Source organism: Stella humosa, from assembly GCF_006738645.1.
GTDB classification, from domain to species: domain Bacteria; phylum Pseudomonadota; class Alphaproteobacteria; order ATCC43930; family Allostellaceae; genus Allostella; species Allostella humosa.
Window position 1 is genome coordinate 2,423,477 of sequence record NZ_AP019700.1, and the last position, 23,436, is coordinate 2,446,912.

The 23,436-nt window shown below is 70.1% G+C and carries 23 protein-coding genes and 1 riboswitch; of the genes, 9 read left to right on the forward strand and 14 right to left on the reverse strand.

The genetic code is table 11. The features are described 5' to 3' along the window. Window positions 1-207 (forward strand): DUF2061 domain-containing protein, encoded by a 207-nt coding sequence (locus STVA_RS11390; RefSeq protein ID WP_123688782.1) that lies wholly within the window; start codon window positions 1-3, stop codon window positions 205-207. Here STVA_RS11390 and STVA_RS11395 read toward each other — a convergent pair. Further along, complete coding sequence (locus tag STVA_RS11395) at window positions 185-1,366, reverse strand: E22 family MetX-like putative esterase (protein ID WP_123688071.1); 1,182 nt, start codon at window positions 1,364-1,366, stop codon at window positions 185-187. The two genes, STVA_RS11390 and STVA_RS11395, sit on opposite strands and share 23 nt — an antisense overlap. Before the next feature lie 158 nt (window positions 1,367-1,524). Between STVA_RS11395 and STVA_RS11400 the strand changes: the two genes are divergently transcribed. From STVA_RS11400 to thiG, 5 genes are all read left to right on the forward strand, one after another. Continuing rightward, window positions 1,525-2,496, forward strand: coding sequence for a TAXI family TRAP transporter solute-binding subunit (locus tag STVA_RS11400; protein WP_123688072.1), 972 nt, complete (start codon window positions 1,525-1,527; stop codon window positions 2,494-2,496). A 108-nt stretch (window positions 2,497-2,604) separates the two neighbouring features. Continuing rightward, window positions 2,605-4,620: a TRAP transporter permease gene (locus STVA_RS11405; protein WP_123688073.1), complete on the forward strand. Its 2,016-nt coding sequence runs from the start codon at window positions 2,605-2,607 to the stop codon at window positions 4,618-4,620. 51 nt (window positions 4,621-4,671) lie between these two features. After that, window positions 4,672-4,780, forward strand: a riboswitch (TPP riboswitch). Continuing rightward, a complete protein-coding gene (gene thiO / locus STVA_RS11410) occupies window positions 4,749-5,939 on the forward strand; it encodes a glycine oxidase ThiO (RefSeq protein ID WP_170216296.1) in 1,191 nt (396 codons plus the stop codon). Its footprint overlaps the riboswitch before it by 32 nt. Next, window positions 5,936-6,142 (forward strand): sulfur carrier protein ThiS, encoded by a 207-nt coding sequence (gene thiS, locus STVA_RS11415; protein ID WP_123688074.1) that lies wholly within the window; start codon window positions 5,936-5,938, stop codon window positions 6,140-6,142. Before thiO ends, thiS begins: the two co-directional genes overlap by 4 nt. 5 nt (window positions 6,143-6,147) lie before the next feature. Beyond that, window positions 6,148-6,921: a thiazole synthase gene (thiG, locus tag STVA_RS11420; RefSeq protein WP_123688784.1), complete on the forward strand. Its 774-nt coding sequence runs from the start codon at window positions 6,148-6,150 to the stop codon at window positions 6,919-6,921. A gap of 11 nt (window positions 6,922-6,932) precedes the next feature. Here the strand turns inward: thiG and STVA_RS11425 are convergent, their stop codons facing one another. Next, entirely contained in the window at window positions 6,933-7,781 is an 849-nt protein-coding gene (locus STVA_RS11425; protein ID WP_123688075.1) for a lysozyme inhibitor LprI family protein, read from the reverse strand. Continuing rightward, window positions 7,685-8,032, reverse strand: coding sequence for a DUF2794 domain-containing protein (locus STVA_RS11430; protein ID WP_123688076.1), 348 nt, complete (start codon window positions 8,030-8,032; stop codon window positions 7,685-7,687). The genes STVA_RS11425 and STVA_RS11430 overlap by 97 nt, the downstream gene beginning before the upstream one ends. Window positions 8,033-8,167: 135 nt before the next feature. Between STVA_RS11430 and STVA_RS11435 the strand changes: the two genes are divergently transcribed. The 3 genes from STVA_RS11435 to der are packed head-to-tail and all read left to right on the forward strand — an operon-like array spanning window position 8,168 to window position 11,539. Then, a complete protein-coding gene (locus tag STVA_RS11435; protein ID WP_170216297.1) occupies window positions 8,168-8,818 on the forward strand; it encodes a tetratricopeptide repeat protein in 651 nt (216 codons plus the stop codon). Further along, window positions 8,815-10,155, forward strand: coding sequence for an outer membrane protein assembly factor BamB family protein (locus tag STVA_RS11440; protein ID WP_123688078.1), 1,341 nt, complete (start codon window positions 8,815-8,817; stop codon window positions 10,153-10,155). The genes STVA_RS11435 and STVA_RS11440 overlap by 4 nt, the downstream gene beginning before the upstream one ends. Window positions 10,156-10,162: 7 nt before the next feature. Further along, window positions 10,163-11,539 carry a ribosome biogenesis GTPase Der gene (gene der, locus STVA_RS11445; RefSeq protein ID WP_123688079.1) on the forward strand — a complete coding sequence of 459 codons (1,377 nt, stop codon included), beginning with the start codon at window positions 10,163-10,165 and terminating at the stop codon, window positions 11,537-11,539. Here the strand turns inward: der and STVA_RS27645 are convergent. The 11 genes from STVA_RS27645 to STVA_RS11495 form a co-directional block, all read right to left on the reverse strand. After that, window positions 11,536-11,703 carry a hypothetical protein gene (locus tag STVA_RS27645; RefSeq protein WP_170216298.1) on the reverse strand — a complete coding sequence of 56 codons (168 nt, stop codon included), beginning with the start codon at window positions 11,701-11,703 and terminating at the stop codon, window positions 11,536-11,538. The two genes, der and STVA_RS27645, sit on opposite strands and share 4 nt — an antisense overlap. After that, the gene (locus tag STVA_RS11450) at window positions 11,700-13,724 is read right to left on the reverse strand and encodes a tetratricopeptide repeat protein (protein WP_123688080.1); all 2,025 of its coding nucleotides are present in this window, start codon (window positions 13,722-13,724) and stop codon (window positions 11,700-11,702) included. Before STVA_RS11450 ends, STVA_RS27645 begins: the two co-directional genes overlap by 4 nt. Window positions 13,725-13,774: 50 nt before the next feature. Beyond that, window positions 13,775-14,758 (reverse strand): glycerophosphodiester phosphodiesterase, encoded by a 984-nt coding sequence (locus tag STVA_RS11455; protein WP_123688081.1) that lies wholly within the window; start codon window positions 14,756-14,758, stop codon window positions 13,775-13,777. Further along, window positions 14,755-15,429 (reverse strand): SDR family NAD(P)-dependent oxidoreductase, encoded by a 675-nt coding sequence (locus STVA_RS11460; protein WP_245978154.1) that lies wholly within the window; start codon window positions 15,427-15,429, stop codon window positions 14,755-14,757. The genes STVA_RS11455 and STVA_RS11460 overlap by 4 nt, the downstream gene beginning before the upstream one ends. Before the next feature lie 53 nt (window positions 15,430-15,482). After that, window positions 15,483-16,943, reverse strand: a complete 1,461-nt coding sequence (purF, locus tag STVA_RS11465) for an amidophosphoribosyltransferase (protein ID WP_123688083.1) — start codon at window positions 16,941-16,943, stop codon at window positions 15,483-15,485. Between the two features lie 131 nt (window positions 16,944-17,074). Beyond that, window positions 17,075-17,731, reverse strand: coding sequence for a CvpA family protein (locus tag STVA_RS11470; protein WP_123688084.1), 657 nt, complete (start codon window positions 17,729-17,731; stop codon window positions 17,075-17,077). Beyond that, the gene (gene radA / locus STVA_RS11475) at window positions 17,728-19,134 is read right to left on the reverse strand and encodes a DNA repair protein RadA (protein ID WP_123688085.1); all 1,407 of its coding nucleotides are present in this window, start codon (window positions 19,132-19,134) and stop codon (window positions 17,728-17,730) included. The genes STVA_RS11470 and radA overlap by 4 nt, the downstream gene beginning before the upstream one ends. Before the next feature lie 26 nt (window positions 19,135-19,160). Beyond that, window positions 19,161-19,937: an ABC transporter ATP-binding protein gene (locus tag STVA_RS11480; RefSeq protein WP_123688086.1), complete on the reverse strand. Its 777-nt coding sequence runs from the start codon at window positions 19,935-19,937 to the stop codon at window positions 19,161-19,163. After that, a complete protein-coding gene (locus tag STVA_RS11485) occupies window positions 19,934-20,710 on the reverse strand; it encodes an MlaE family ABC transporter permease (RefSeq protein ID WP_123688087.1) in 777 nt (258 codons plus the stop codon). The genes STVA_RS11480 and STVA_RS11485 overlap by 4 nt, the downstream gene beginning before the upstream one ends. A 3-nt stretch (window positions 20,711-20,713) precedes the next feature. Further along, complete coding sequence (alr, locus tag STVA_RS11490) at window positions 20,714-21,838, reverse strand: alanine racemase (protein ID WP_123688088.1); 1,125 nt, start codon at window positions 21,836-21,838, stop codon at window positions 20,714-20,716. Next, window positions 21,825-23,345 carry a replicative DNA helicase gene (locus tag STVA_RS11495; protein ID WP_123688089.1) on the reverse strand — a complete coding sequence of 507 codons (1,521 nt, stop codon included), beginning with the start codon at window positions 23,343-23,345 and terminating at the stop codon, window positions 21,825-21,827. The genes alr and STVA_RS11495 overlap by 14 nt, the downstream gene beginning before the upstream one ends. Window positions 23,346-23,436: the final 91 nt, after the last annotated feature.

Consider the following 23,436-nt stretch of genomic DNA (forward strand, 5'->3'; position numbering starts at 1 on the left):
ATGACAAGAGACCTTTTGAAGACCGGCAGTTTCGCCACGCTGCATTTCGCCGTGGGCTTCGGCGTCGCCTACGCGCTGACGGGGTCGGTGGCGATCGCGTCCGGCATCGCGCTGCTGGAACCGGCGGTCAACACGGTCGTGTTCTTCTTCCACGAGCGTGTCTGGCGCCGGTTCCAGATGCCGGCTACCGCGCCAGGAACGCCTTGATCGCGTCGCCGGCCTTGGCGATGGCGAGCACGCCATCCAGATGCCCGCCGTCGCCCTCGATCGTCACCGTCTCGACCGGGGTGCCGTTGGCCTTGAGGATGGTGGCCGCACGGGCGGCCAGGTAGGGTGGCAGGACCAGGTCGGACGAGGCCGGGATCAGCAGCGTCCTGGCCTTGACCGGCTTCAGCCCCTCCTCGAGCGAGGCCGCATGGCCGGCCGAGAAGAGCTGGTTGGCCTTGGCGAGATAGAGGAAATGGTTGGCGTCGCTGGTCTTGGCGCGCGCCGTGGCGGCCTTGTCCAACGTGTCCTCGATGGCGAAGCGGTTGCCCATTGCATCTGCCGGGTTCTTCGCCGGATCGGCCCATTTGCGCCCGAAGGTGCGGTCGGCCCAGCCGGCGGCGCGGGCGTGCAGCGTCACGATCTTCAATGCTAGCGCCAGCCCTTCGACCGGCTCCGCGCCGCCATAGAAATCGCCGCCCTTCCAGTTCGGGTCGAGGCGGATGGGCGACGCCCAGATGTCGAGCCAGCCGACCAGGAAGGCGTCGGCCTCCGCCCCGCCGATCACGGGCACGATGCGCTCGACCATGGCCGGGTGGGCGGCCGCCCATTCGAACGCCTGCAGGGCGCCCATGGAGGCGCCGACGACGGCGTGCAGCTTGCGGATGCCGAGCGATTCCAGCAGCGCCTTCTGCACCTCGACGAAGTCGCGCATGGTGACGACGGGGAAGCGCATGCCGTAGGGCTTGCCGGTATCGGGGTCGATCGAGGCCGGGCCGGTGGTGATCGTCCGCGGGTCCTTGGTCGACAGGTTCACCAGCGTGTCGGAACTGATGACGAAAAAGCGGTCGGTGTCGATGGGCTTTCCGGCGCCGATGATGCCGTCCCAGTAGCCGGGTGCGGCGTCCGTGGCGGCATAGCGGCCGGCGGCGTGCGAGTTGCCCGAGAAGAAATGGGTGACGAGGATGACGTTGTCGCGGGCGTCGTTGAGCTTGCCATAGCTCTCCCAACCCACCTTCACGTCCTTGATCGTCCGCCCGCCCTGGGTCGTATAGGTCGCCATCGAGAAGGTCTTCTTCTCGACGATCCCGTCATAGGCCCATGTCGGCCCGGCCCAAGCGGCCGCCAGCCCAAGAACCGCGATCGCGAATATGCGCAGCATCGGCGTCCTCCTCCGCGGCCGGTGCCGTGGCGGCGCCGTGCCGGGGAGGGAGTCTAGCCGATCGGTCCCGCATGCGTCGCGGGCTACCCGCAGGGTTGGCGATCCTGTCCAGAATCGGTATCAAGTTCCCATCCAATGCAATTGATGGGAGGGGAACGATGAAGAACTGGCAGACTGGCATGCTGGCGACCGCCCTGGTGGCGGCGCTCGCCACGACGGCCGCGGCACAGGACAAGCGCCAGCTTTCGATCGCCACGGGCGGCACCGGCGGCGTCTACTACCCCCTGGGCGGCGGCCTCGCCAACGTCCTCACCAAGAACGTCCCCGGCTGGTCGGCCACCGCCGAGGTGACCGGCGGCTCGGTCGACAACCTGAAGCTGGTCGGCGCGGAGCGGGCAGAGATCGCCTTCACCATGGCCGACGCGACGCTGGACGCCGCGCGCGGCGTCGACAAGTTCACGTCCGGCAAGCTGAACCTGATGTCGCTGGCCGTCCTCTATCCCAACCGCATGCATGTGGTGACCATCGACGGCATGGGCATCACCAGCATGAAGGACCTGAAGGGCAAGCGGGTGTCGACCGGCTCGCCCGGCAGCGCCACCGAGGTCATGGCCTTCCGCCTGATCGAGGCCGCCGGCCTCGACAAGGACAAGGACATGCGGCGCGAGCGCCTGGGCGTGGCCGAATCCACCAACGCCATCAAGGACCGCAAGATCGAGGCCTATTTCTGGGTCGGCGGCCTGCCGACCTCGGCCGTGACCGACCTCGGCGCCACGCCGGGCACGAAGCTGAAGCTGATCGACCATGACGACGCGGTCGAGGCGATGAACAAGAAGTACGGGCCGCTCTATTCCAAGGGCATCATCCCGGCCAAGACCTATCCCGGCCAGGACACCGACAACAAGCAGGCCAACGTCTGGAACATCCTGGTCGTGAACCAGAAGATGAGCGACGACGTCGCCTATCAGGTCACCAAGGTGCTGTTCGAGAAGAAGGCCGACATCGTCGCCGTCCACAAGGAGGCCGAGAGCTTCGACCTGGCCAACCAGAAGGTCGCGAACACCCCGGTGCCGTTCCATCCCGGCGCGCTGAAGTACTACAACGAGAAGGGCATCAAGGTCGGCGGCTGACGCCGCCGATCGACCCGCCCGCCGGAGCCCGGCTCGCCCACCGCGAGCCGGGCTTCACTCTTTGGCGGGGGGTGCTGCCGCTTGGTGCCGAGTTTGGGGGAGCAGGATATGGCGAACCGTGACGTGAACGAGCCGGTCGTGGCCGTCGAGCCGGTGGTCGACGAGGCCGCGTTGAAGAAGGCCGAGGAGTTCATCGAGCAGGAGGAGGGGGCAACCAACCGCCTGGGCGGCTGGGTCGGCCATGCGCTGACGGCGCTGGCCGTGATCATGTCGCTGTTCCACCTGTGGGCGGCCTACGACATCGTGCCGACCACCATCCTGCGGCCGGTCCATGTCGGCTTCGCGCTCGTCCTGATCTTCCTGCTGTTCCCCATCGTTCCGCGCTTCCGCAACCGCATCCAGCCCTGGGACCTGCTGTTCGCCGCGGTCTCGATCGCCACCATCTGGTACCTGATCCAGGGCGGCGACGACCTGACCGACCGCGCCAGCCTGCCCAATTCCACCGACCAGATCTTCGGCGTCATCTTCATCCTGCTGGTGCTGGAGGCGACGCGCCGCTCGACCGGCTGGATCATGCCGGCCGTCGCCGTCGGCTTCATCGTCTATGCCCTGGTCGGACCGTCGCTGCCGGCCCCCTGGACCCATCGCGGCTACCCGATCGACCGCCTGACCGGTCAGCTCTACATGACGCTGGAGGGTATTTTCGGCACCGCGGTGGACGTGTCGTCCAGCCTGATCATCCTCTTCACCATCTTCGGCGCCGTCCTGCAGTTCTCGGGCGCCGGCAAGTTCTTCATCGACTTCTCGTTCTCGCTGATGGGCGGGCGGCCGACCAGTGCCGGCCGCGCCGTCGTGCTGTCGTCCTTCCTGCTGGGCGGGCCGTCCGGCTCGGGCGTGGCGACCACGGTCACGCTCGGCTCTGTCGCCTATCCGATGCTGGCGCGGGCCGGCTATGGCCGCAACGATGCCGGCGGCCTGCTGGCAGCCGGCGGCCTCGGCGCCATCCTGTCGCCGCCGGTGCTGGGCGCGGCCGCCTTCCTGATCGCCGAGTTCCTGAAGATCTCGTATCTCGACGTCATCCGGATGGCGATCATCCCGACCTGCCTCTACTACATGGCGCTCTTCGTCATGGTGGAGCTGGACGGTCGCCGCTTCGGCATGAACCAGGTGACGCTGGTCGACCAGCAGAGCCTCTGGCAGCTCACGCGCCAGTACTGGTTCCACTTCACCTCGCTGGTCTCGATCATCGTCTTCATGCTGTGGGGCTTCTCGCCGGTGCTGGCCGTCTTCTGGTCGACCATCCTGGCGGCGCTGGTCAGCTTCATGCGGCGCGAGACGGCGTTGACGCCACCGCGCCTGATCCAGGCGCTGGCCGCGGGCTCGGTCGGCATGCTGAACGTGGCGGCCACTTGTGCCGCGGCCGGCATCATCGTCGGGGTGGTCACGCTGACCGGCCTGGGGCTGAAATTCAGCGCGATTGCCATCGAGATGGCGGGCGGCAGTCTGGCCCTGACCGCGCTCTTCACCGCCCTGATCGTCTGGATCGTCGGCCTGGCGGTGCCGGTCACCGCCTCCTACATCATCTGCGCGGTGATCGCGGCACCGGCGCTGACCAAGCTGGGCGTGCCCGACTATGCCGCGCACATGTTCATCTTCTACTACGCGGTGCTGTCCGAAGTGTCGCCGCCGACCGCGCTGTCGCCGTTCGCAGCCGCCGCCATCACCGGCGGCAACCCCTACAAGACGACCTTGCAGGCGTGGAAATACACCATGCCGGCCTTCGTCGTGCCCTTCGTCTTCGTGCTGGATCCGCTCGGCGTCGGCCTGCTGCTCGACGTCGCCAAGGCCGGCGGGTGGCTCGATACCGCCTGGATCACGCTCACCACCACGGTCGGCGTCGGCATCCTCGCCGCCGCATCCCAGCGCTGGCTGGTGCGACGGATGACGCTGCTCGAACTGGGTGTCGCGATCCTGGCTGGTGCGCTGCTGCTGTTCCCGAGCCTGATCGCGGCCATCGTCGAGGATTCCTTCGCGCTGCCGCTGGGCGACGTGAAGGGCCTGGGGCTGGCCGTCACTGCCGGCCTGTTCGTCCTGCAATGGATGACACGGCGGCGGGCGGCCTGAAGCATCGAAGGCGACCGGGGTTGGCGGAGGCCGCCGCCCCGGTCTAGAATGCGCCATTGGCTGGGGTGCCAAGGACGGACCTGCGCCGTCCCTGGCTGAGAAAACACCCATCGAACCTGATCTGGATCATGCCAGCGAAGGGAGCCCGGGCGATTTCAGGCTTTCCATCATCGTGTTCCGTCGTCTCCGTCCTGGTGGTCGGCGGGGGAATTTGCGGCCTGGCTGCCGCTTGGCGGCTGGCCGAGGCCGGTGCCCGGGTACACGTGCTCGATGCGGGCGAGATCGGCCATGGTGCCACCTGGGCGGCGGGCGGCATGCTGGCGGCCGCACTCGAGGCGGAACCCGGCGAGGAGGGCATGGCCGAGCTGGCCCGCCACTCCCAGGCGCTGTGGCCGGGCTGGGCGGCGCGATTGGCCTCCGTCACCGGCATCGACGTCGCCTATCGCGGCGAAGGAACGCTGCATATGGCGGCCAGCCGCGACGAGCTGGCGGCCCTCAACCACCGCTATCGCTTCCTGCGCCGCCTGGGCCTGCCCGTCGAGTGGCGGGAGGCGGCTGCGCTGCGCGACCTGGAACCCGCCCTCAGCCCCGACGTTGTGGGCGCCATCGCCGCTCCCGGCGACCACCAAGTCGATCCGCGCGCGGTCGTGCCGGCGCTGGCGGCGGCCATCCTCGCGGCGGGAGGCCGTCTGTCGGAACGGACTCCGGTGGCGGCGATCGAGCCGGATGGTGGAGGCTGGGCGATCCGCACCGCCGACGGCGCGCGGCAGCGGGCCGACCATCTCGTCCTGGCTGCCGGCGCCTGGTCGGCTGGGATCGCGGGTCTGCCACCCTCGGCGCGCCCGCCGGTCCGCCCGGCCAAGGGCCAGGCGGTCGTGCTGGGGATGGACCCGGCAGCGCCGCTGCTGCGCCATGTCGTCTGGGGCAGCGGCATCTACCTCGTTCCGCGGACGGACGGTCGCCTCTATCTCGGCGCCACCGTGGAGGATCGGGGATACGACACCCGCCCCACGGCCGGCGGCGTGCTGTCGCTGCTGGAGGCGGCCTGGCGCCTGCTGCCGGGGCTGGAGGAATTGCCGATCGTCGAGCTGGTGACGGGTCTGCGCCCGCGCAGCCGCGACGACCTGCCCATCGTCGGTCCGGCCGGGCCGCCCGGCCTGCACCTGGCGACCGGCCATCATCGCAACGGCATCCTGCTGGCGCCGGCCACGGCCGAGCTGGTGGCGGCCGGCGTGCTGGGCCGGCCGACCGATTTCGCCGCTGCGGCCTTCGGCCCGGCGCGCTTCACCCCACACACGGAGGTTCCGGTTCCGGCATGAACGGCATCATGGTCAATGGCGAGCGCCACGCCTTCGGCGGCGGTTCGGTCGTCGAGTTGCTGCGGATGATGGGCGTCGCGCCCGAGCGGCCCGGCATCGCGGTCGCGTGCAATGGCGAGCTGGTGCGCCGGCGGGAGTGGGAGACGACCAGTCTCGGCGCGGGCGACCAGGTCGAGGTCGTGACCGCCCGCGGGGGCGGGTGACCGCCATGGCCGACGATGACATCCTGGAGATCGCGGGCCGGGCCTTCCGCTCGCGCATCCTGGTGGGAACGGCGGGGTATCCCAGCCGCCAGGTGATGCTTGACGCCATCGATGCCAGCGGGGCCGAGATCGTCACCGTGTCGCTGCGCCGCGTCTCGCTGACGGGCGACACCGACGACATGGTCGAGCTGCTGGCCGGCCGCCACATCCTGCCCAACACGGCCGGTTGCAGCACCCGGCGCGACGCCATGCTGACGGCCGAGCTGGGGCGCGAGGCGCTGGGCACCGACTGGGTGAAGCTGGAACTGATCGGCGACCGCGAGACGCTCTATCCCGACGCGGGCGAGCTGATCGTGACGGCGGCCGAGATGGTGCGCGAAGGCTTCACCGTGCTGCCCTACGCGACCGACGATCCCGTGGTCTGTCGCCGCCTGGCCGATGTCGGCTGCGCGGCGGTGATGCCGCTGGGCTCTCCCATCGGATCGGGGCTCGGCATCCTCAACCCGTTCAACATCGAGCAGATCGTCCGCCGCAGCCCGGTGCCGGTCATCCTCGATGCCGGCATCGGCACGGCATCGGACGCGGCATTCGCCATGGAGCTGGGCTGCTCGGCGGTGCTGCTGAACAGCGCCATCGCCAAGGCACACGACCCGGTGCGGATGGCCCGGGCGATGGGCCTGGCGACGGCGGCGGGACGGGCCGCCGCACTGGCAGGCCGCATCCCGCGGCGGAACTATGCCGAGGCGTCGAGCCCGCAGCTTGGATTGATCGGAAGCTGACGCCTCGCGGGTCAGCCGGGGCAGCGGCGGGCCAGTTCCGCCATTGCGCCGGCGACGCCGTCGAGCGGCACCTCCAGCAGCGTGTCGAGCTGGCGCACCACGGTGAGGCTCCGCCCCGCCAGGATCAGGCGCATGGCGCCGGCCTCCGAGCCGTGAGAGACGGTGACGGTCCCCTCGGAGACGAGTGCCGGCAGGCGCTGCTGGTCGACCAGGAACACCACCCGGTCGCCCGGCAGCACCAGTTCGGCGTCGCGCCCGGCCGGATGAAAGACCGGGATGTCAGCACCACTCCGGCGCCGCTCGATGGCAAACCGCCGGCCACCAGGGCTGGCCAGGGCCATGGCGCAGCCATTGCCGTCCGACGCGAACTGCCAGGTGCCGCCGGCCCGTGCCACCGACGCTTCGCGAGGGGCGGGTGGTGTTGCGGGCTTGGGTGTCGGCGCGGGCGGTGACAGCTCGGCGGTGCGGGCGGCGATCGCCGCCTTGATGCAGGCGACCAGGGCAGGCGAACCCTCGGCCTGGCCTTCGCATTCGGCGCGCCGGCGCAGCCAGGCGAGTTGCGCGTCGCGGATGGCCTGGCCGGCCTCGGCCGGCCGTTCGGCCAGACGCGCGCGATAGAGGGCGGCCATCTCGCGGTCGGCGGTGGCCAGACCGGCATCGGCGCAGATGGATTTCTCGACCCGGCTCTTGGCCCGCGCGCAGTCGAAGCTGGGCCCGGCAGGGGCCTGGCCGGCGGCCGCGGCCGGCAGCAGGATGGCCGCGGCTAGCGCACCAGCCGCAGCTTGGCGGCGAAGACGCGCAGCGCTTCGTCCAGGTTGCCGGCCTGGGCCAGCCGCTCCCGCCCGCTCATGACGATCCATGTGCTCTGTCCGTCCGTGCCGGGCGGTCCCTTGATGATGGCGTAGAGCGGCCGCTCGTGGGTGTGGCGATAGACCGAGAAGACAGCCCGGCCAGGCGCGTGGTCGATGGCGTAGTCGCGCCATTCGCCGCTGCTGACATGCCGGCTGTAGAGGCCGAGGAGGCGGTTCAGTTCGCCGCGGTTGAAATAGACCGGGCGCTGTCGACCGCGATAATCGGACAGGCGTAGGACGGTCGATGCCGGTCGCGCCACGGGACAGCCTCTGTCGGACCCTGGGAACCCGGGCAGTGTTCCCGATTTTCATCAAATCGTAAAGCGGGACCGTGGTTTGCCTTTGCCCTGGCCTGTCGGTATGGTGCCGATCGTTTTCCGGCCGGAGTGATCGGCGTGGCCGATATTTTTCAAGAAGTTGACGAGGATCTGCGGCGCGATCGGGCAACCGCCCTGTGGCGTCGCTATGGCATCTATCTCATCGGAGTCGCAGTGGCGCTGGTGCTGGCCACGGCTGCCTGGTCGGCATGGCGCTACTACGAGCGCAGCCAGCGGGAGCAAGCGGGCGACCGTTTCACCCAGGCCATGCTGGCGGCCAACCAGGGGCAGACCGATGCGGCCGTCGCGGGGTTTGCCGAGGTGGCAACCGGCAATGCGGCCGGATATGCCGTGCTGGCCCGGATGCAGGGGGCGGCCCTGAAGGTCCGCGCCGGCGACCGTGCCGCCGCCGCCTCGATCTATGACGGCATCGCCGGCGATGCCGCCGTGCCGGAAACCTATCGCCAGGCGGCGTTGCTGCTGTCGGTCATGCAGACGATGGATACGGGCGAGCCCAAGGCCCTGTCGGACCGGCTGGCACCGCTGGCGGCGGACGACAATCCGTGGCGGCACACCGCGCGCGAATTGCAGGCGGCGCTGGCCATCCGTGCCGGCGACACGGCCCGGGCGCGCACGCTGCTGGATGGGCTTTCCAAGGATGCGGCCGCACCGCAGTCGCTGCGCACCCGCGCGGCCGAGACGGTGCAGGCGCTGGGTAGCGGGGCATGATGGCAATCTTCTCTTCCGCAAACGCCCGGCGCGGCCTGGCGGCGACGGTTCTGCTGGGCGGGCTGGTCGGCGGCTGCGACTGGTTCGGCGAATCGAAGCCGCCGCCGATTCCCGGTACCCGCCTGTCGATCCTGGCGCTCGATCGCAGCATCAAGCCGGACCCGTCTCTTTCGGGCGTGGCCGTTGCCCTGCCGCGACCGGTCGAGAATGCCGAATGGCCGCAGGCCGGCGGCTATCCCAACCATGTCATGCACCACCTGGCCCTGGGCGACGCGCCCAAGGTGGCGTGGCGCATCAGCCTGGGCGATGCCGGCGGCGACGACCGCCGCATCCTGAGCACGCCGGTGGTGGCCGCCGGCATGGTCTTCGCCATGGATTCCGGCCGGCGCGTCGTCGCGGTCTCGGCCGCCGGCGGTGGCCAGGCCTGGTCGTTCGACCTGCGGCCCGAGGGTGAGAGCGATGGCGGCTTCGGCGGCGGTGTCGCCTATGCCAACGGCCGTCTCTATGTCGCCACGGGCTGGGCCCAGGTCGTGGCGCTGGATGCGCAGTCGGGCAAGGAGATCTGGCGCACGGGCGTGGCCGGCCCGGTGCGGACCGCGCCCACCGTCTCGGGCGGACGGGTCTTCGCCATCACCATCGACAACCAGCTCGAGGCGCTGTCGGCCGACGACGGGCGCAAGCTGTGGAACCACGCCGCCATCTCCGAGACGGCGGGCCTGATGGGCGGCTCCAGCCCGGCGGTCGAGGCCGATGCGGTGATCGCGGCCTTCACGTCCGGCGAACTCTTCGGCATGCGGGTCGAGAACGGCCGCGTCGCCTGGCAGGACAACCTGGCCGCCGTGCGCCGGATCGACGCCATCTCCGACCTGGCCGACATCCGTGGCCGGCCCGTGATCGATCGCGGCACCGTGTTCGCCATCAGCCATTCCGGCCGCATGGTGGCGATCGACCTGCGCACCGGCAACCGCATCTGGGAGCAGGAGATCGGCAGCCTGGAAAGCCCCTGGGTCGTCGGCGACTTCATCTATGTGCTGACGCCGGAGGCCGAGGTCGTCTGCCTGTCGCGCGGCGATGGCCGCATCCGCTGGGTGCGCCCGTTGCCGCGCCACCGCCGCGAGGTCGAGCGCAAGGATCCGCTGTTCTGGACCGGCCCGGTCGTGGCCGGCGACCGCGTCATCGTCGTCGGCTCGAACAAGGAGGCGTTTGCCATCTCCCCCTATACCGGCGAACTGATGGGCACCATCCAGTTGCCCGACGCGGTCTATGCAGCACCGGTGGTGGCCGGCGGCACGCTCTATGTCGTGACCGACGAAGCCAGCCTGATCGCATTGCGATGACCGGAGCATGAGCGCGCGCGTCGCCATCGTCGGCCGACCCAACGTCGGCAAGTCCACCCTGTTCAACCGGCTGGCGGGCCGGCGGCTGGCCATCGTCGACGATCTGCCGGGCGTCACCCGCGACCGGCGCGAGACCGACGGCAAGCTGGGCCCGCTGCGCTTCACCGTGATCGACACGGCCGGCCTGGAAGACCTGCGCGACGAAAGCCTGGAATCGCGCATGCGCGTGCAGACCGAGCAGGCGGTGGACGACGCCGATGCGGTGCTGATGGTGATCGACGGGCGCGTCGGGGTGACGCCGATGGATCGGCATTTCGCCGACTGGCTGCGTCGCCAGACCCGGCCGGTGGTGCTGGTCGTCAACAAGTGCGAGGGCCGCGCGGGGGCGTCTGCGGCCGGCGAGGCCTACGCGCTGGGCCTGGGCGACCCCGTCGCGGTCTCGGCCGAGCATGGCGAGGGCATGCTGGAACTGTACGAGGCGCTGGCGCCCTTACTGGGCGAGGGCGCCCTGGCACCCGACGAGGAAGAGCCCGCGCTGGAAGGCGACGACCGGCCCGACCAGCCGATCTCGATGGCCTTCATCGGCCGCCCGAACGTCGGCAAGTCGACGCTCGCCAATCGGTTGATCGGCAGCGACCGCATGCTGACCGGACCCGAGGCCGGCATCACCCGCGACGCCATCAGCGTCGACTGGGAGTATCGCGGCCGTCGGCTGAAGCTGGTGGATACGGCCGGCCTGCGCCGCCGCGCTAACGTCTTCGAGAAGCTCGAGAAGCTGGCGACCGACGACACCGACCGGGCGATGCGCTTCGCCCAGGTGGTGGTGCTGGTGCTGGATGCCACCCAGCTATTCGAGAAGCAGGACCTGACGATCGCGCGGCGCGTCATCGACGAGGGCCGGGCGCTGGTCATCGCCATCAGCAAGTGGGACCTGGTCGAGGACCGGCAGGCGGCCCTGCAGGGCTTCCGTGACCGGCTGGAGACCTCGCTGCAGCAGGTGAAGGGCATCCTGATGGTGCCGGTGTCGGGCGAGACCGGCGACGGCGTGCCCCGGCTGATGGATGCCGTTTTCCGCACCTTCGAGGCCTGGAACCGCCGGGTCCCGACGCATTCGCTCAATCGCTGGCTGAAGGCGATGTCGGAACGCCACCCGCCGCCGATGGTGCAGGGGCGCCGGCTGCGCCTGCGCTACCTGACGCAGACCAAGGTGCGGCCACCGACCTTCCAGCTCTTCCTCAGCCGGCCGGACTCGCTGCCGGACGACTACAGCCGCTACATCGTCAACGGCCTGCGCGAGGATTTCGCCATCCCGAGCGTGCCGATCCGGCTGATCCTGCGCAAGGCCGACAATCCCTTCGCCGACAAGGGCAAGAAGGACGACTAGAAGAAACTGCCGATCACGGCGCCACCGGCGCCACCGATCGCAGCACCCGGCCAGCCGCCGACCGCGGCACCACCTGCCGCGCCAGCGCCGGCACCCACCACGGTGCCGCAGGCGGCCAGCATCGTCATCATGGCGCCCACGGCCAGGATACGGATCGTCTTCATGGCAGATCTCCCTTTTGGACCAGGGTGGAACGATCATGGGCGGGGGTGGGTTCCGCCGACGCATGGGCTGCCAGCGCGCGGGCGATCTGCGCCAGCATGCCGTCCCAGCCGCCCGGGCGGTCCTGGCGGAAGACCCGCAAAGCTGGATACCAGGGCGAGCGATCGCCCCGGCAGAGCTGCCAATGCCATAGCAGCCCGTTGCCGCTGGGCAGCATCAGCCAGCAGGGCCGGGCGAGCGCGCCTGCGAAATGCACGGTCGAATTGCTGACGCTGACGACCAGGTCCATGGCCGCGGTCTGGGCCGCGAACCCGTCCAGGTCGACGAGCGGGTCGATCTCCCGGTCGTGCAGCAGGCCGGCGGCGGCGGCCTCGTCGGCGATGTCACCGTGCTGGAGGGCAACGAAGGTGATCCCCGGCAAGTCGAGGATCGGTTCCCAGTCCGCCAGCGGCACCGATTTGCGCTGGCCGAACAGCCGGTTGGTGCTGCGCCACGAGATGCCGACGACGAGCCGGCCGCCCCGGGACCGGTAGCGTGACCGCAAGGCCGCCGTGCGGGCCGCATCCGGCACCAGGTAGCCGGCATGGTGGCGGAAGGATTCCATCGTCGGGCGTAGCAGGCCGGGCAGGCTCGACAGCGGCCGGTGGGCGACGATGGGGCCGTCGGCCTTGTCTCCGCGCGCGATCACGGTCAGGGCGGGGAAGGCGCGTTGCAGGACCGGCACGAGCCGGCGATCGGTGGCGACGGTCACGGCACCGGCGCGGGCGGCCGCTTCCGGCAGCAGCCCGCAGGCCAGCACCTCGTCGCCGACGCCATGTTCGCCCCACAGCAGCACGCGGCCCGGGGTCTCCTGTCCATCCCAGAAGGGCAGGGGCGGCGGCGCGGTCGGGCGCGACATCGCCCAATAGGCATCGAGGTCGGCCCAGCCCTCGGCCAGCCGGCCGCAGCCGAGCAGCGCATGGCCGCGATTGTAGCGCCGCCCGACCTCCTCCGGCTGGAGATGCAGCGACCGGTCGTAGGCGGCGACCGCCTCGGCATGCCGGTCGGCCATGAGCAGCGTGTTGCCGAGGTTGTAGAGGACGTCCGGGGTATCCGGCGCGATCGCCAGCGACCGGCGGAATGCCTGCTCGGCCTCGGGCCAGCGATCCAGTTCCTGCAAGGCCGAACCGAGGTTCGCCAGGGCCGCGGCATGGCCGGGCGCCAGGGCGATGACCCGGCCGAAGGCATCGGCCGCGTCGCCGTGGCGGCCGGCCGATGCCAGTGCGACGCCTAGCTCATGCCAGGCATCGGCCTGGTCGGGCCGCAGGGCCACGGACCGGCGCAGGGCGGCGATGGCGTGGTCGTGGTGTCCCAGCGCATGCAGGGCGCACCCGGCCCAGCGATGTCCCTCGCTGTCGTCCGGCCGCAGCGACTGTGCCGCGCGATAGGATGCCAGCGCCTCGTCCATCCGGCCGGCCTGGCGCAGCAGGTGGCCCAGCGAGAGGCGTAGACGGGCCGATGCCGGGTCGGCCGTCACGGCCGCCATGGAGGCCAGGACGGCATCGTCCATCCGGCCGAGGCGGCGCAGGGCGGCGGCCCGGCTGGCGTGCGCGGCCGGCACACCCGGCCGCAGCCGGAGCGCCCGGTCGCTGGCGGCCAGCGCGGCGCCCGGGTCGCCTGCCGCCAGGGCGGCGGCGGCCAGGTCGGTCCAGGCCCGGGCGTTGCCCGCGTCGAGGCGCGTTGCCAGCGCGAAGGCGGCCATGGCGTCGGGGTGCCGGCCGAGTTGGCCCAGCGCCAAGCCGGCTTCCCGGTGCAGGCGGGCGTCGGTCGGCGACAGCCGCATGGCATGCTTGAGCGGCACCAATGCCGCCTCCGGTCGTCCCCGGGCATGTAGCAACCGGGCGATCAGTCGCAACGCGCCGACATGCTCCGGGTCGACGGCCAGGGCCGCATGGCACAGCGCGGCTGCCCCCGTGATATCCCGCCGGTGGGCAAGCGCCAGTGCCCGCAGGTGCAGGTCGGTGGGTGAGGGATCGGTCGGCATGCCGGCTCAGATGTCCCACGGCGATCGGCCGCCGGGCAAGGCCGGGCCGATCAGTGCGCGACGGGCGTGGCCGTAGGCTGCGCCATGCCGCGTTCCGCCATCAGGGCGCGCAGGATATCCGGACGGTCGGTGATGATGCCGTCGATGCCGCGGTCGAGCAGGCCGGCCATTTCGGCACGGTCGTTCACCGTCCACACGACGACCTGGAGACCGAGCCGGCGGGCAGTGGCGATGTCGTCGTCGGTCGGGTCGCGATAGAAGGGCGACCAGACGCGACCGCCCGCGGCCTTGACCATGCGCGGCACCGACCCACCATGATCGGCGGCCGCGATGCCGGCCGTCCAGGCGCTGGCACCTGGCGACGCCGCCTGGATATTGTCCAGGAATCGCTGCTGTGCGGACAGATAGACCGTGGGGATGCCCGGCGCCGCCTGCTGCACGAGGCGCAGCGTGCGCCAGTCGAAGGACTGGATGGTCACCCGCTCTTCCATGCCGGCTGTGTGGATGACGGCAAGCAGCCGCTCGGCGAACAGCTCGGGCGAGGCCGTATCGTCGGGCCTGGCCGGCGACAGCTTGGTCTCGATGTTGAAGCGCACCTGGCCGTTGCCGCTGCGCGCCGCGAGCGCGAAGACCGCGTCCAGCGTCGGTACGCGCTCGCCGTCGACGGGCTGGAGGGCCGGATGGCGCGCGGGGTAGCGCGATGTCGGGTCCGCGCGGCCGATATCGTAGGACTGGATCTGCTCCAGGGTCAGTTGACGCAGCAGCGGGCCGGGTGCGGAAATCCACCGCCCGTCGCGCCCGCGCGCAATCTCCGGGTTGAGGGCCGGGTCGTGGTGAACCACCACCGCGCCGTCGGCCGTGATGCCGGTGTCCAGTTCCAGCACCGAAACGCCGAGACCGAGCGACCCGGCGAATGCCGTCAGCGAGTTCTCCGGCCACAGGCCGCGGCCGCCACGGTGGCTTTGCAGTTCGAAGGCGAGGCAGGGGGCCGCCGCTGCGACCGACAGAAGCAGCGCGGCGAGCCGGATCCTCACGCGAAAACGACGCGCTCGCCCTGGTGGGGATATGCGGCCATCAGCATCGGCAGCATGGCGTTCGCGGCATCGTCCGGGCTGGGCACCATGGTCGGGTCCTCGCCGGGGAAGGCGGCGGCCCGCAGGCCGGTGCGCATGGCGCCCGGATCGAAGATGTTGGCGCGCACGCGCGTGTTGGCGAGTTCGGCCGCGTAGAGCCGGACCAGCGTTTCCAGCCCGCCCTTGCTGACGGCATAGCCGGCCCAGTAGGCGTCCCGGCCGGTTGCCTCCGGGCAGCTCACGAACACTGCGCGGCCAGCATCCGACAGGCGAAGCAGCGGGTCGAGGCTGCGGATCAGGCGCCAGTTGGCGGTCAGGTTGACGGCCATCACATCGGCCCAATGCTCCGGGCGGATATGGCCGACAGGGGTCAGCGTGCCCAGCGCCCCGGCGGCTGCCACCAGCATGTCCAGCTTGCCGAAGCGGCTGTGCAGGGCGGCCCCCAACTGGTCGATGCGCTCGCCCTCCTTGAGGTCGAGCGGCACCAGGGTGGCACTGCCGCCGGCGCGACGCACCGCGTCGTCGGTTTCCTCCAGTCCGCCCACGGTGCGGGCGACCAGGATCAGATGGGCGCCTTCCGCGGCGATGGCGACGGCGGCGGCCGCGCCCAGGCCGCGGGAAGCACCGGTCACGACGGCAACCTTCCCCGCCAACCGGCGGGGGGCAGCAGCTTCAGTCATAGGGGTCAGGCGATCTCGGCGAGAAGGGAAAGCTGGGCAGGCGTGCCGGCGGCGTCATAGTCGGCCAGGGTCGTCGGATACTCGCCGGTGAAGCAGGCGTCGCAGAACTGCGGCTGGCTGGCGTTGCGGCCGTCATGGCCCATGGCGCGGTAGAGGCCGTCGATCGAGATGAAGGCCAACGAATCGGCGCCGATGAACTTGGCCATGCCGGCGACGTCGAAGCGCGACGCCAGCAGCCGCTCGCGCTCGGGCGTGTCGATGCCGTAGAAGCAGGAATTGGTGGTGGGCGGGCTGGAGATGCGCATGTGCACCTCGCGGGCACCCGCCTGACGGACCATTTCGACGATCTTGGTCGAGGTGGTGCCGCGGACGATGCTGTCGTCCACCAGGATCACCCGCTTGCCCTCGATCATCGCCCGGTTGGCGTTGTGCTTCAGCTTCACGCCCAGGTGGCGGATATGGTCGCTGGGCTCGATGAAGGTGCGGCCGACATAGTGGTTGCGGATGATGCCCAGCTCGAACGGGATGCCGGCCGCCGCCGCATAGCCGATCGAGGCCGGCACGCCCGAATCCGGCACGGGGATCACCAGGTCGGCGTCGACATGGCTCTCGCGCGCCAGCTCGGCGCCGATGCGCTTGCGCGCCTCGTAGACGCTGGTGCCTTCGACGATGCTGTCGGGCCTGGCGAAGTAGATGTACTCGAAGACGCAGAAGCGCTTGGGCGGCCGCGCGAAGGGGAAGATGCTGCGGATGCCGGCCTCGTTGATGACGACCATCTCGCCCGGCTCGACGTCGCGCACGAACTCCGCGCCGATGATGTCGAAGGCGCAGGTCTCCGATGTCAGGATCCAGGTCGTGCCGAGCCGGCCCAGCACCAGCGGCCGCACGCCCAGCGGGTCGCGCACGCCGACCAACTCCTTGCTCGACATGGCGACCAGGGAATAGGCGCCCTCGACCCGGTGCAGCGCGTCGATCATGCGATCGACGACGGTCGCCCGCAGGCTGGTGGCGATCAGGTGGACGATCACCTCGGTGTCGGTGGTCGACTGGAACAGGCTGCCGCGGCGCACAAGTTCGCGCCGGATGCCGTAGGAGTTGGTGAGGTTGCCGTTGTGGCAGATCGCCAGCCCGCCGAACTCGAAATCGGCGAACAGCGGCTGCACGTTGCGCAGCGTGGTGTCGCCGGTGGTGGCATAGCGGACATGGCCGATCGCCATGGCGCCGACCAGCGACTGCATCGTCGCCTGCGAGCTGAAATTCTCGCCCACCTGGCCAAGGCCGCGATGGGCATGGAACTGGATGCCGTCATAGCTGACGATGCCCGCCGATTCCTGACCGCGATGCTGAAGCGCATGCAGGCCAAGCGCGGCGTGGGCGGCCGCTTCCGGGTGTCCGAAGATCCCGAAGACGCCGCACTCTTCCTTGAAGTGGTCGTCGTCGAAGGGATGGGTGGTCAGCGTCTGCATCGCCGTTCTCCGCCGCCCGTCCGACCCAGGTGGAGCAAGCGCCATGGGCTTCATCGACGGGGCGGTTATAGCTGTCTCGAAACCGCCACGCACGCGGTTTCCACGATTCGTGAATGACTCTCTGCCGGGGCCTACTGCGTGCTCTGCCGCAGGGTCCGGTCCAGTTCCCGTCGTTCCCCCGGCGAATAGCCGGGCGGCGGCGGGGCAGGGGCGCCGATCGGCGGGCTCGTCAGGGTCTTCACGGCCCTGTTCGTATCGCGGGCCTGGTCCCGCAATCTCTGTCCTTCGTCGAGCGCACGATCACGGAACTCCTTGGGCACCAGCGTGGTCAGCCATGTGGCCCCTTGCTGCACCAATGGCAATGCCCGGGCGCCACGGATCCAGGGCGGATGCTCGCCGGCTGGAACGGCCCAGGCGAGCAGCAGGTAGGCCAGGCACACCAGCACCGCCCCGCGGGCGATGCCGAACAGCAGCCCCAGCGTCCGGTCGACGGCGCTGAGCGCGCTGCCGCGCACGCGGTTGGCGATGGCATGGGTGATCAGCGAGAAGACGATGAGGGCGAAGAGGAAGAGGACCGCACCCAGGGCGATGTCGGCAAACAGCGTCGGCCCCAGCAGGTCGCGGGCATGGCCGCGCAAGGGCGTGAAGCCGTAGAGCGCCACCAGGCCGGCGCCGATCCAGCCGGCGACCGACAAGACCTCGCGCACGAAGCCCCTCATCACGGCGAACAGCGCCGACAGCAGGATGACGCCGGCTATCCCGAGGTCGGCATAGTTCAGTTCGTTCATGACCGAGGCCGATCCCCGCCGGGTCGCCCGCCCGCCGCGCGCTTCTCGTCGAAGAGGGCGCACAATTCGGCCACCGTGCCGATCTCCTGCAAGGTTACCTCGGCCGAGCGCGCCAGGCGGCGCCCGCGCTGCGGTGGCATCAGGGCATGCTCGAAGCCGAGCTTGCCCGCTTCCTTCAACCGCTGCTCCGTCTGGCTCACCGCCCGCACCTCGCCCGACAGGCCGATTTCCCCGAACACCACCGTGGCCGCCGGCAGCGCCTGCCCGGTCGAAGCCGAGATCAATGCGGCTGCAACGGCAAGGTCGGCCGCGGGTTCCTGGATGCGCAGGCCGCCGGCCACATTCAGGTAGATGTCGTTGCCGCCGATTGCCACCCCGCCGCGCGCTTCCAGCACGGCCAGGATCATCGACAGGCGCCCGCCGTCCCAGCCGACGACCGCGCGCCGCGGCGTGCCGGGGGCGGACGGGGCGACCAGGGCCTGGATCTCCACCAGCATCGGCCGCGTGCCCTCCATCCCGGCGAAGACGGCCGCACCCGAGATGTCGCCCTGGCGGTCGGCCAGGAAGAGAGCGGACGGGTTCAGCACCTCGTCCAGGCCGCGATCGGTCATCTCGAACACGCCGATCTCGTCGGTCGGACCGAAGCGGTTCTTGACCGCGCGCAGGATGCGGAACTGGTGCCCGCGCTCGCCCTCGAAATAGAGGACGGTGTCGACCATGTGCTCCAGCACGCGCGGGCCGGCGATGGTGCCTTCCTTGGTGACGTGGCCGACCAGCACCAGGGCGAAGCCGCGCCGTTTGGCGAGCCGGATCAACTCCTGGGCGCTGGAACGCACCTGGGCGACCGTGCCGGGTGCCGAGTCCAGCGAGTCCAGGTACATGGTCTGGATGGAGTCGATGACCACGAGCGCCGGTGCCGGCCCCTGGTCGAGCGACGCCACGATGTCGCGCACGCTGGTGGCGGCCGCCAGCGAGACGGGCGAGCCGGCGACGTCGAGCCGGCGGGCGCGCATCCGCACCTGCTCGATCGCCTCTTCGCCCGAGATGTAGAGGACGGTGCCGCTGCCGGCCAGACGGGCCGCCACCTGCAGCAGCAGGGTCGACTTGCCGATGCCGGGATCGCCGCCGACCAGCAGCGCGCTGCCGGGCACCAGCCCGCCGCCGGCCACCCGGTCGAACTCGCCGATGCCGGTGACGCGGCGTGGCGCGTCCTGCTCGCTGCCTTCGAGCCCGACCAGTTCGATGCGCCGGCCCTTGCCGGTGCCCAGTCCCTTGGGTGGGCCGTCGCCGCCGGTTTCCTCGACGAGCGAATTCCACGCGCCGCAATCCTCGCACCGGCCGGCCCATTTCGGGTGGACGGCGCCGCACTGCTGGCAGACGAAGCGGGCGGCGGGTCGGGCCATGGACGTGGGCCGGTTGGGTGCGACCGTCAGAGCGGCCGCACCTCCATCCGGATCGGGCCCTCGGCGTGGCCGTTCACGAACTGGTCGACATAGGGATTGCCGGAGGAGTCGATCGAGGCCGCCGGCCCCTCCCAGATGATCTTGCCGGCATAGATCATGGCCACGCGGCTGGCGATCTTGCGCGCCGAATGCATGTCGTGGGTGATGGTGATCGTGGTGGCGCCCAGTTCCTGGACGCAGGACACGATCAGGTCGTTGATCACGTCGGCCATGATCGGGTCGAGGCCGGTGGTCGGCTCGTCGAAGAGGATGATCTCGGGCTCGGTCGCGATCGCGCGGGCGAGTGCCACGCGCTTCTGCATGCCGCCCGACAGCTCGGACGGCGACAGGTTGCCGACCTGCTCGCCCAGGCCGACAGCCTGGAGTTTGCGCATGGCGACCTGGCGGGCCTCGGCCCGCGGCGTGCCGCGGCCCTGGATCAGGCCGAAGGCGACGTTCTCCCACACCGGCAGGCTGTCGAAGAGGGCGCCGCCCTGGAACAGCATGCCGAACTTGGCCATGACGCGCTCGCGCCCGCGGCGGTCGAGCCGGGTGATATCCTCGCCGTCGATGGTGATGCTGCCGGCATCGGGGCGGATCAGGCCCAGGATGCACTTGATCATCACCGATTTGCCGCTGCCCGAACCGCCGATGACGACCAGGGATTCGCCCTGGGCGATGTCGAGGTCGACGCCGTCGAGCACGACCTTGGGGCCGAAGCGCTTGCTCAGCCCGCGCACCTGGATCTTGGGTGTCGTGCTCATCGGTGCGAGAAGAAAAGCTCGGTGACGAGATAGTTCGACAGCAGGATCAGGATGGACGCCGTCACCACCGCCTGGGTGGTGGCGGCACCCACGCCCTGCGCCCCGCCCCGCGAGCGATAGCCGTGGTAGCAGCCCATCAGCGCGATCAGGAAGCCGAAGACGCCGGCCTTCACCAGGCCCGACACCACGTCCATCACCTGAAGATACTCGAAGGTCCGCTTCAGGTAGTTGGCCGGGTTGAAACCCAGCTTGTGGACCGACACGACATAGCCGCCGAAGACGCCGATGGCGTCCGCCACCAGCACCAGCAGCGGCAGCATGGTCATGCCGGCCAGCAGGCGCGGGGCGACCAGGTACTTCATCGGGTTGGTCGAAAGGGTGGTCAGCGCGTCGATCTGCTCGGTCACGCGCATGGTGCCGATCTCGGCCGCCATCGAGGCGCCGATGCGGCCTGCAACCATCAATCCGGCGATGACCGGGCCCAGCTCGCGGGTGATCGAGATCACGACGACGGTCGGGATGGCGCTGTCGGCGGCGAAGCGCGAGAAGCCGGTGTAGCTCTGGAGCGCCAGCACCATGCCGGTGAAGAGCGCCGTCAGGCCGACCACCGGCAGGGAGTAGAAGCCGATGTTCATCATCTGGCGCAGGATCAGGCGCCAGTGCCAGGGCGGCCGGACGGAGAGCGCGATGGCCTGGCCCGCGAACAGGCTGACCGACCCGGTGGTGGCCAGGAGCTGCAGGAAGACGCGGCCGATCGAGGCGAGGAAACCCACCGTCTAGGCCGCCCGGTCCAGGCCGCGATAGACGCGGGCATAGCGCGGACCGAGCCCGGTCAGGAACTCGTAGCCGATCGTCCCGGCATCGGCCGCGACGGCGTCGATCGGGCGCGCATCGCCGATCGCCACCACGGCGGCACCGGGATGGGCATGGGCTTCGGGGAAATCCGTAACGTCGAGCGTGATCAGGTCCATCGATACCCGGCCCAGAATCGGCGCGCGTTCGCCGTTCAGGAGGAAATGGCCGCGAGAACTCGACGATCGCAGGAAGCCATCGGCGTAACCGATTGGAACCGTTGCGACTTTAGTCGGCCTGGAGGCACGGTGCGCCGCACCATAGCCAACGCTCTCGCCCGGGTCAATGTGACGGACCTGGAGGATGCGGGCCTCCAGCCGCAGGACGGGCCGCATGGGGTTGGGTCGTTCCGGGGTCGGGTTGACGCCGTAGAGGGCGACGCCCGGCCGCCCCAGGTCGAAATGATAGTCGGCCCCGAGGAAGATGCCGGACGAGGCGGCCAGGCTGGCCGGCACGCCCGGGAAGGCCTGGCGCAAGGCCCAGAAACGGTCGAGCTGGGTTCGATTGAGCGGGTGTCCGGGCTCGTCGGCGCAGGCGAGGTGGCTCATGACGAGCTGCGTGTCGACGCCGGCGAGCCGGTCGGGCTCCGCCGCCAGGACCGCGGCCTCGGCTGGCGGCAGCCCGAGGCGGGCCATGCCGGTGTCGAACTGCACCAGGGCGGGCAGGGGGCGGCCCAACTGCCGGGCATGGGCCTGCCACAGTGCCACCTGGCCCAGGTCGTTCAGTACCGGCAGCAGGTCATGGGCGACGAAGGCGGCCTCCAGCCCCGGCCAGATGCCGTTCAGCACGGCGACGCGCGCGTCGCCCGGCAGCACCGCGCGCACCGCGATCGCCTCGTCCAGATGGGCGGTGAAGAACCAGCGTGCGCCGGCCCGCGCCAGGGCGGGCGCCACCTGTGCCGCGCCCAGGCCGTAGGCGTCGGCCTTGACCACGGCCGCGCAAGGCACGCCGGCCAGTTCGCGGACGAGGATGCGATAGTTCCCGCCGATCGCGTCGAGGTCGACCGTCAGGGTGGCCCCGGCTGGCCGGACAGTATCAGTGGTGCGCATCGGGCAGATGGTCGCCTTCGGCCAGATTCTCGAACTTGGTGATGCGCCCGTCGAAGCGCAGGCGGACCGTGCCGGTGGGACCATGCCGCTGCTTGGCGATGATCACCTCGGCGGTGTCGGCCACCTCCTGCAGGCGCTGCGACCAGCGCTGGTAGCGGTCGTTGAATTTGTCCTCGGTCTCGTCGGGGCGGCGCACCGGCTCGTTGCGCAGGTAGTATTCCTCGCGGAACACGAACATGACCACGTCCGCGTCCTGCTCGATCGAGCCGGATTCGCGCAGGTCGGCAAGCTGCGGGTGCTTGTCCTCGCGCTGCTCCACCGCGCGCGATAGCTGGGAAAGCGCCAGCACCGGCACGTTCAGTTCCTTGGCGATCGCCTTCAGGCCGCGCGTGATTTCCGAGATTTCCTGGACCCGGTTCTCCTGCTTGGACCCGGTGGAACCGCGCAGGAGCTGGAGGTAGTCGACGACGATCAGGCCCAGCCCGCGCTGTCGGGCAAGGCGGCGGGCGCGGGTGCGGATGGCCGAGATGCTGAGGGCCGGGGTGTCGTCGATGAACATGGGGATCGAGGCCAGGGTCTGGCTCGCCTCGACGAACTTCGGAAACTCCTCGGCCTTCACGTCGCCGCGGCGGATCTGGTCGGACGGCACGCCCGAGACCTCGGCCAGGATGCGGGTGGCAAGCTGCTCGGCCGACATTTCCAGCGAAAAGAAGGCGACGACCGCGCCATCCTCGGCCTTGATCGAGCCGTCCGGATTGCGGCCCTCGCGATAGTGCCGGGCGGCGTGGAAGGCGATGTTGGTGGCGAGCGCCGTCTTGCCCATGGCCGGCCGGCCGGCGAGGATCACGAGGTCGGACGGATGCAGGCCGCCCAGGCGCTTGTCCATGTCGATGAAGCCGGTACCGACGCCGGCGACGTGGCCCGCCCGCTTGAACGCGGCCTCGGCCATGTGGATGGCCTCGACCAGCGCGCTCTCGAAGGTGCGGAAGCCGCCCTCGCCGCTGCCGGTGGTGGCCAGGTTGAACAGCCGTTGCTCGGCCGTTTCGAGCTGGCCGATGGCCGTCACGTCGGGCTCGGCGTCGTGGGCGGTGTTGACGATGTCCTCGCCCAGCTCGATCAGTTCGCGCCGCAGGTGCAGGTCGCGGATCGAGTGGGCGTAGTGCTCGGCATTGATGATGGTGGCCGATGCCGCCGCCAGACGGGCCAGGTAGTTGGCGCCGCCGACATCGGCCAGCGCCTTGTCCTGCTCGAAATAGGTCCGGAGCGTCACCGGGTCGGCGATCTGGCCGCGCTCGATCAGCTTGGCGGCGGCGGAGAAGATGCGCGCATGGATGCCGTTGGCGAAATGCTCGGCGGCCACGATCTCGCTGACGCGCTGGAAGGCCTGGTTGTTGACGAGGATGGCGCCCAGCAGCGCCTGCTCGGCTTCTTCGTTGCGTGGGGGGGAGCGGTAGGCCGGGCCGTCATGCAGCGGGGTGACGCTGGCGATCGAGAGGATGTTCTCCATCGCCGGCACATTACCCGATATCGGGCCCGGACCTTGGTTGCATTTTATCCACAGCCCTGTGGAACACGGGTACGATCGTCAGATATCCAAC

Excerpts from the sequence above, each read along its gene's own strand:
- STVA_RS11390 (WP_123688782.1), top strand. The coding sequence starts at position 1 with ATGACAAGAGACCTTTTGAAGACCGGCAGTTTCGCCACGCTGCATTTC.
- STVA_RS11395 (WP_123688071.1), bottom strand. The coding sequence starts at position 1,366 with ATGCTGCGCATATTCGCGATCGCGGTTCTTGGGCTGGCGGCCGCTTGG.
- STVA_RS11400 (WP_123688072.1), top strand. The coding sequence starts at position 1,525 with ATGAAGAACTGGCAGACTGGCATGCTGGCGACCGCCCTGGTGGCGGCG.
- STVA_RS11405 (WP_123688073.1), top strand. The coding sequence starts at position 2,605 with ATGGCGAACCGTGACGTGAACGAGCCGGTCGTGGCCGTCGAGCCGGTG.
- thiO (WP_170216296.1), top strand. The coding sequence starts at position 4,749 with ATGCCAGCGAAGGGAGCCCGGGCGATTTCAGGCTTTCCATCATCGTGT.
- thiS (WP_123688074.1), top strand. The coding sequence starts at position 5,936 with ATGAACGGCATCATGGTCAATGGCGAGCGCCACGCCTTCGGCGGCGGT.
- thiG (WP_123688784.1), top strand. The coding sequence starts at position 6,148 with ATGGCCGACGATGACATCCTGGAGATCGCGGGCCGGGCCTTCCGCTCG.
- STVA_RS11425 (WP_123688075.1), bottom strand. The coding sequence starts at position 7,781 with ATGGATCGTCATGAGCGGGCGGGAGCGGCTGGCCCAGGCCGGCAACCT.
- STVA_RS11440 (WP_123688078.1), top strand. The coding sequence starts at position 8,815 with ATGATGGCAATCTTCTCTTCCGCAAACGCCCGGCGCGGCCTGGCGGCG.
- der (WP_123688079.1), top strand. The coding sequence starts at position 10,163 with ATGAGCGCGCGCGTCGCCATCGTCGGCCGACCCAACGTCGGCAAGTCC.
- STVA_RS27645 (WP_170216298.1), bottom strand. The coding sequence starts at position 11,703 with ATGAAGACGATCCGTATCCTGGCCGTGGGCGCCATGATGACGATGCTG.
- STVA_RS11450 (WP_123688080.1), bottom strand. The coding sequence starts at position 13,724 with ATGCCGACCGATCCCTCACCCACCGACCTGCACCTGCGGGCACTGGCG.
- purF (WP_123688083.1), bottom strand. The coding sequence starts at position 16,943 with ATGCAGACGCTGACCACCCATCCCTTCGACGACGACCACTTCAAGGAA.
- STVA_RS11470 (WP_123688084.1), bottom strand. The coding sequence starts at position 17,731 with ATGAACGAACTGAACTATGCCGACCTCGGGATAGCCGGCGTCATCCTG.
- radA (WP_123688085.1), bottom strand. The coding sequence starts at position 19,134 with ATGGCCCGACCCGCCGCCCGCTTCGTCTGCCAGCAGTGCGGCGCCGTC.
- STVA_RS11480 (WP_123688086.1), bottom strand. The coding sequence starts at position 19,937 with ATGAGCACGACACCCAAGATCCAGGTGCGCGGGCTGAGCAAGCGCTTC.
- alr (WP_123688088.1), bottom strand. The coding sequence starts at position 21,838 with ATGCGCACCACTGATACTGTCCGGCCAGCCGGGGCCACCCTGACGGTC.
- STVA_RS11495 (WP_123688089.1), bottom strand. The coding sequence starts at position 23,345 with ATGGAGAACATCCTCTCGATCGCCAGCGTCACCCCGCTGCATGACGGC.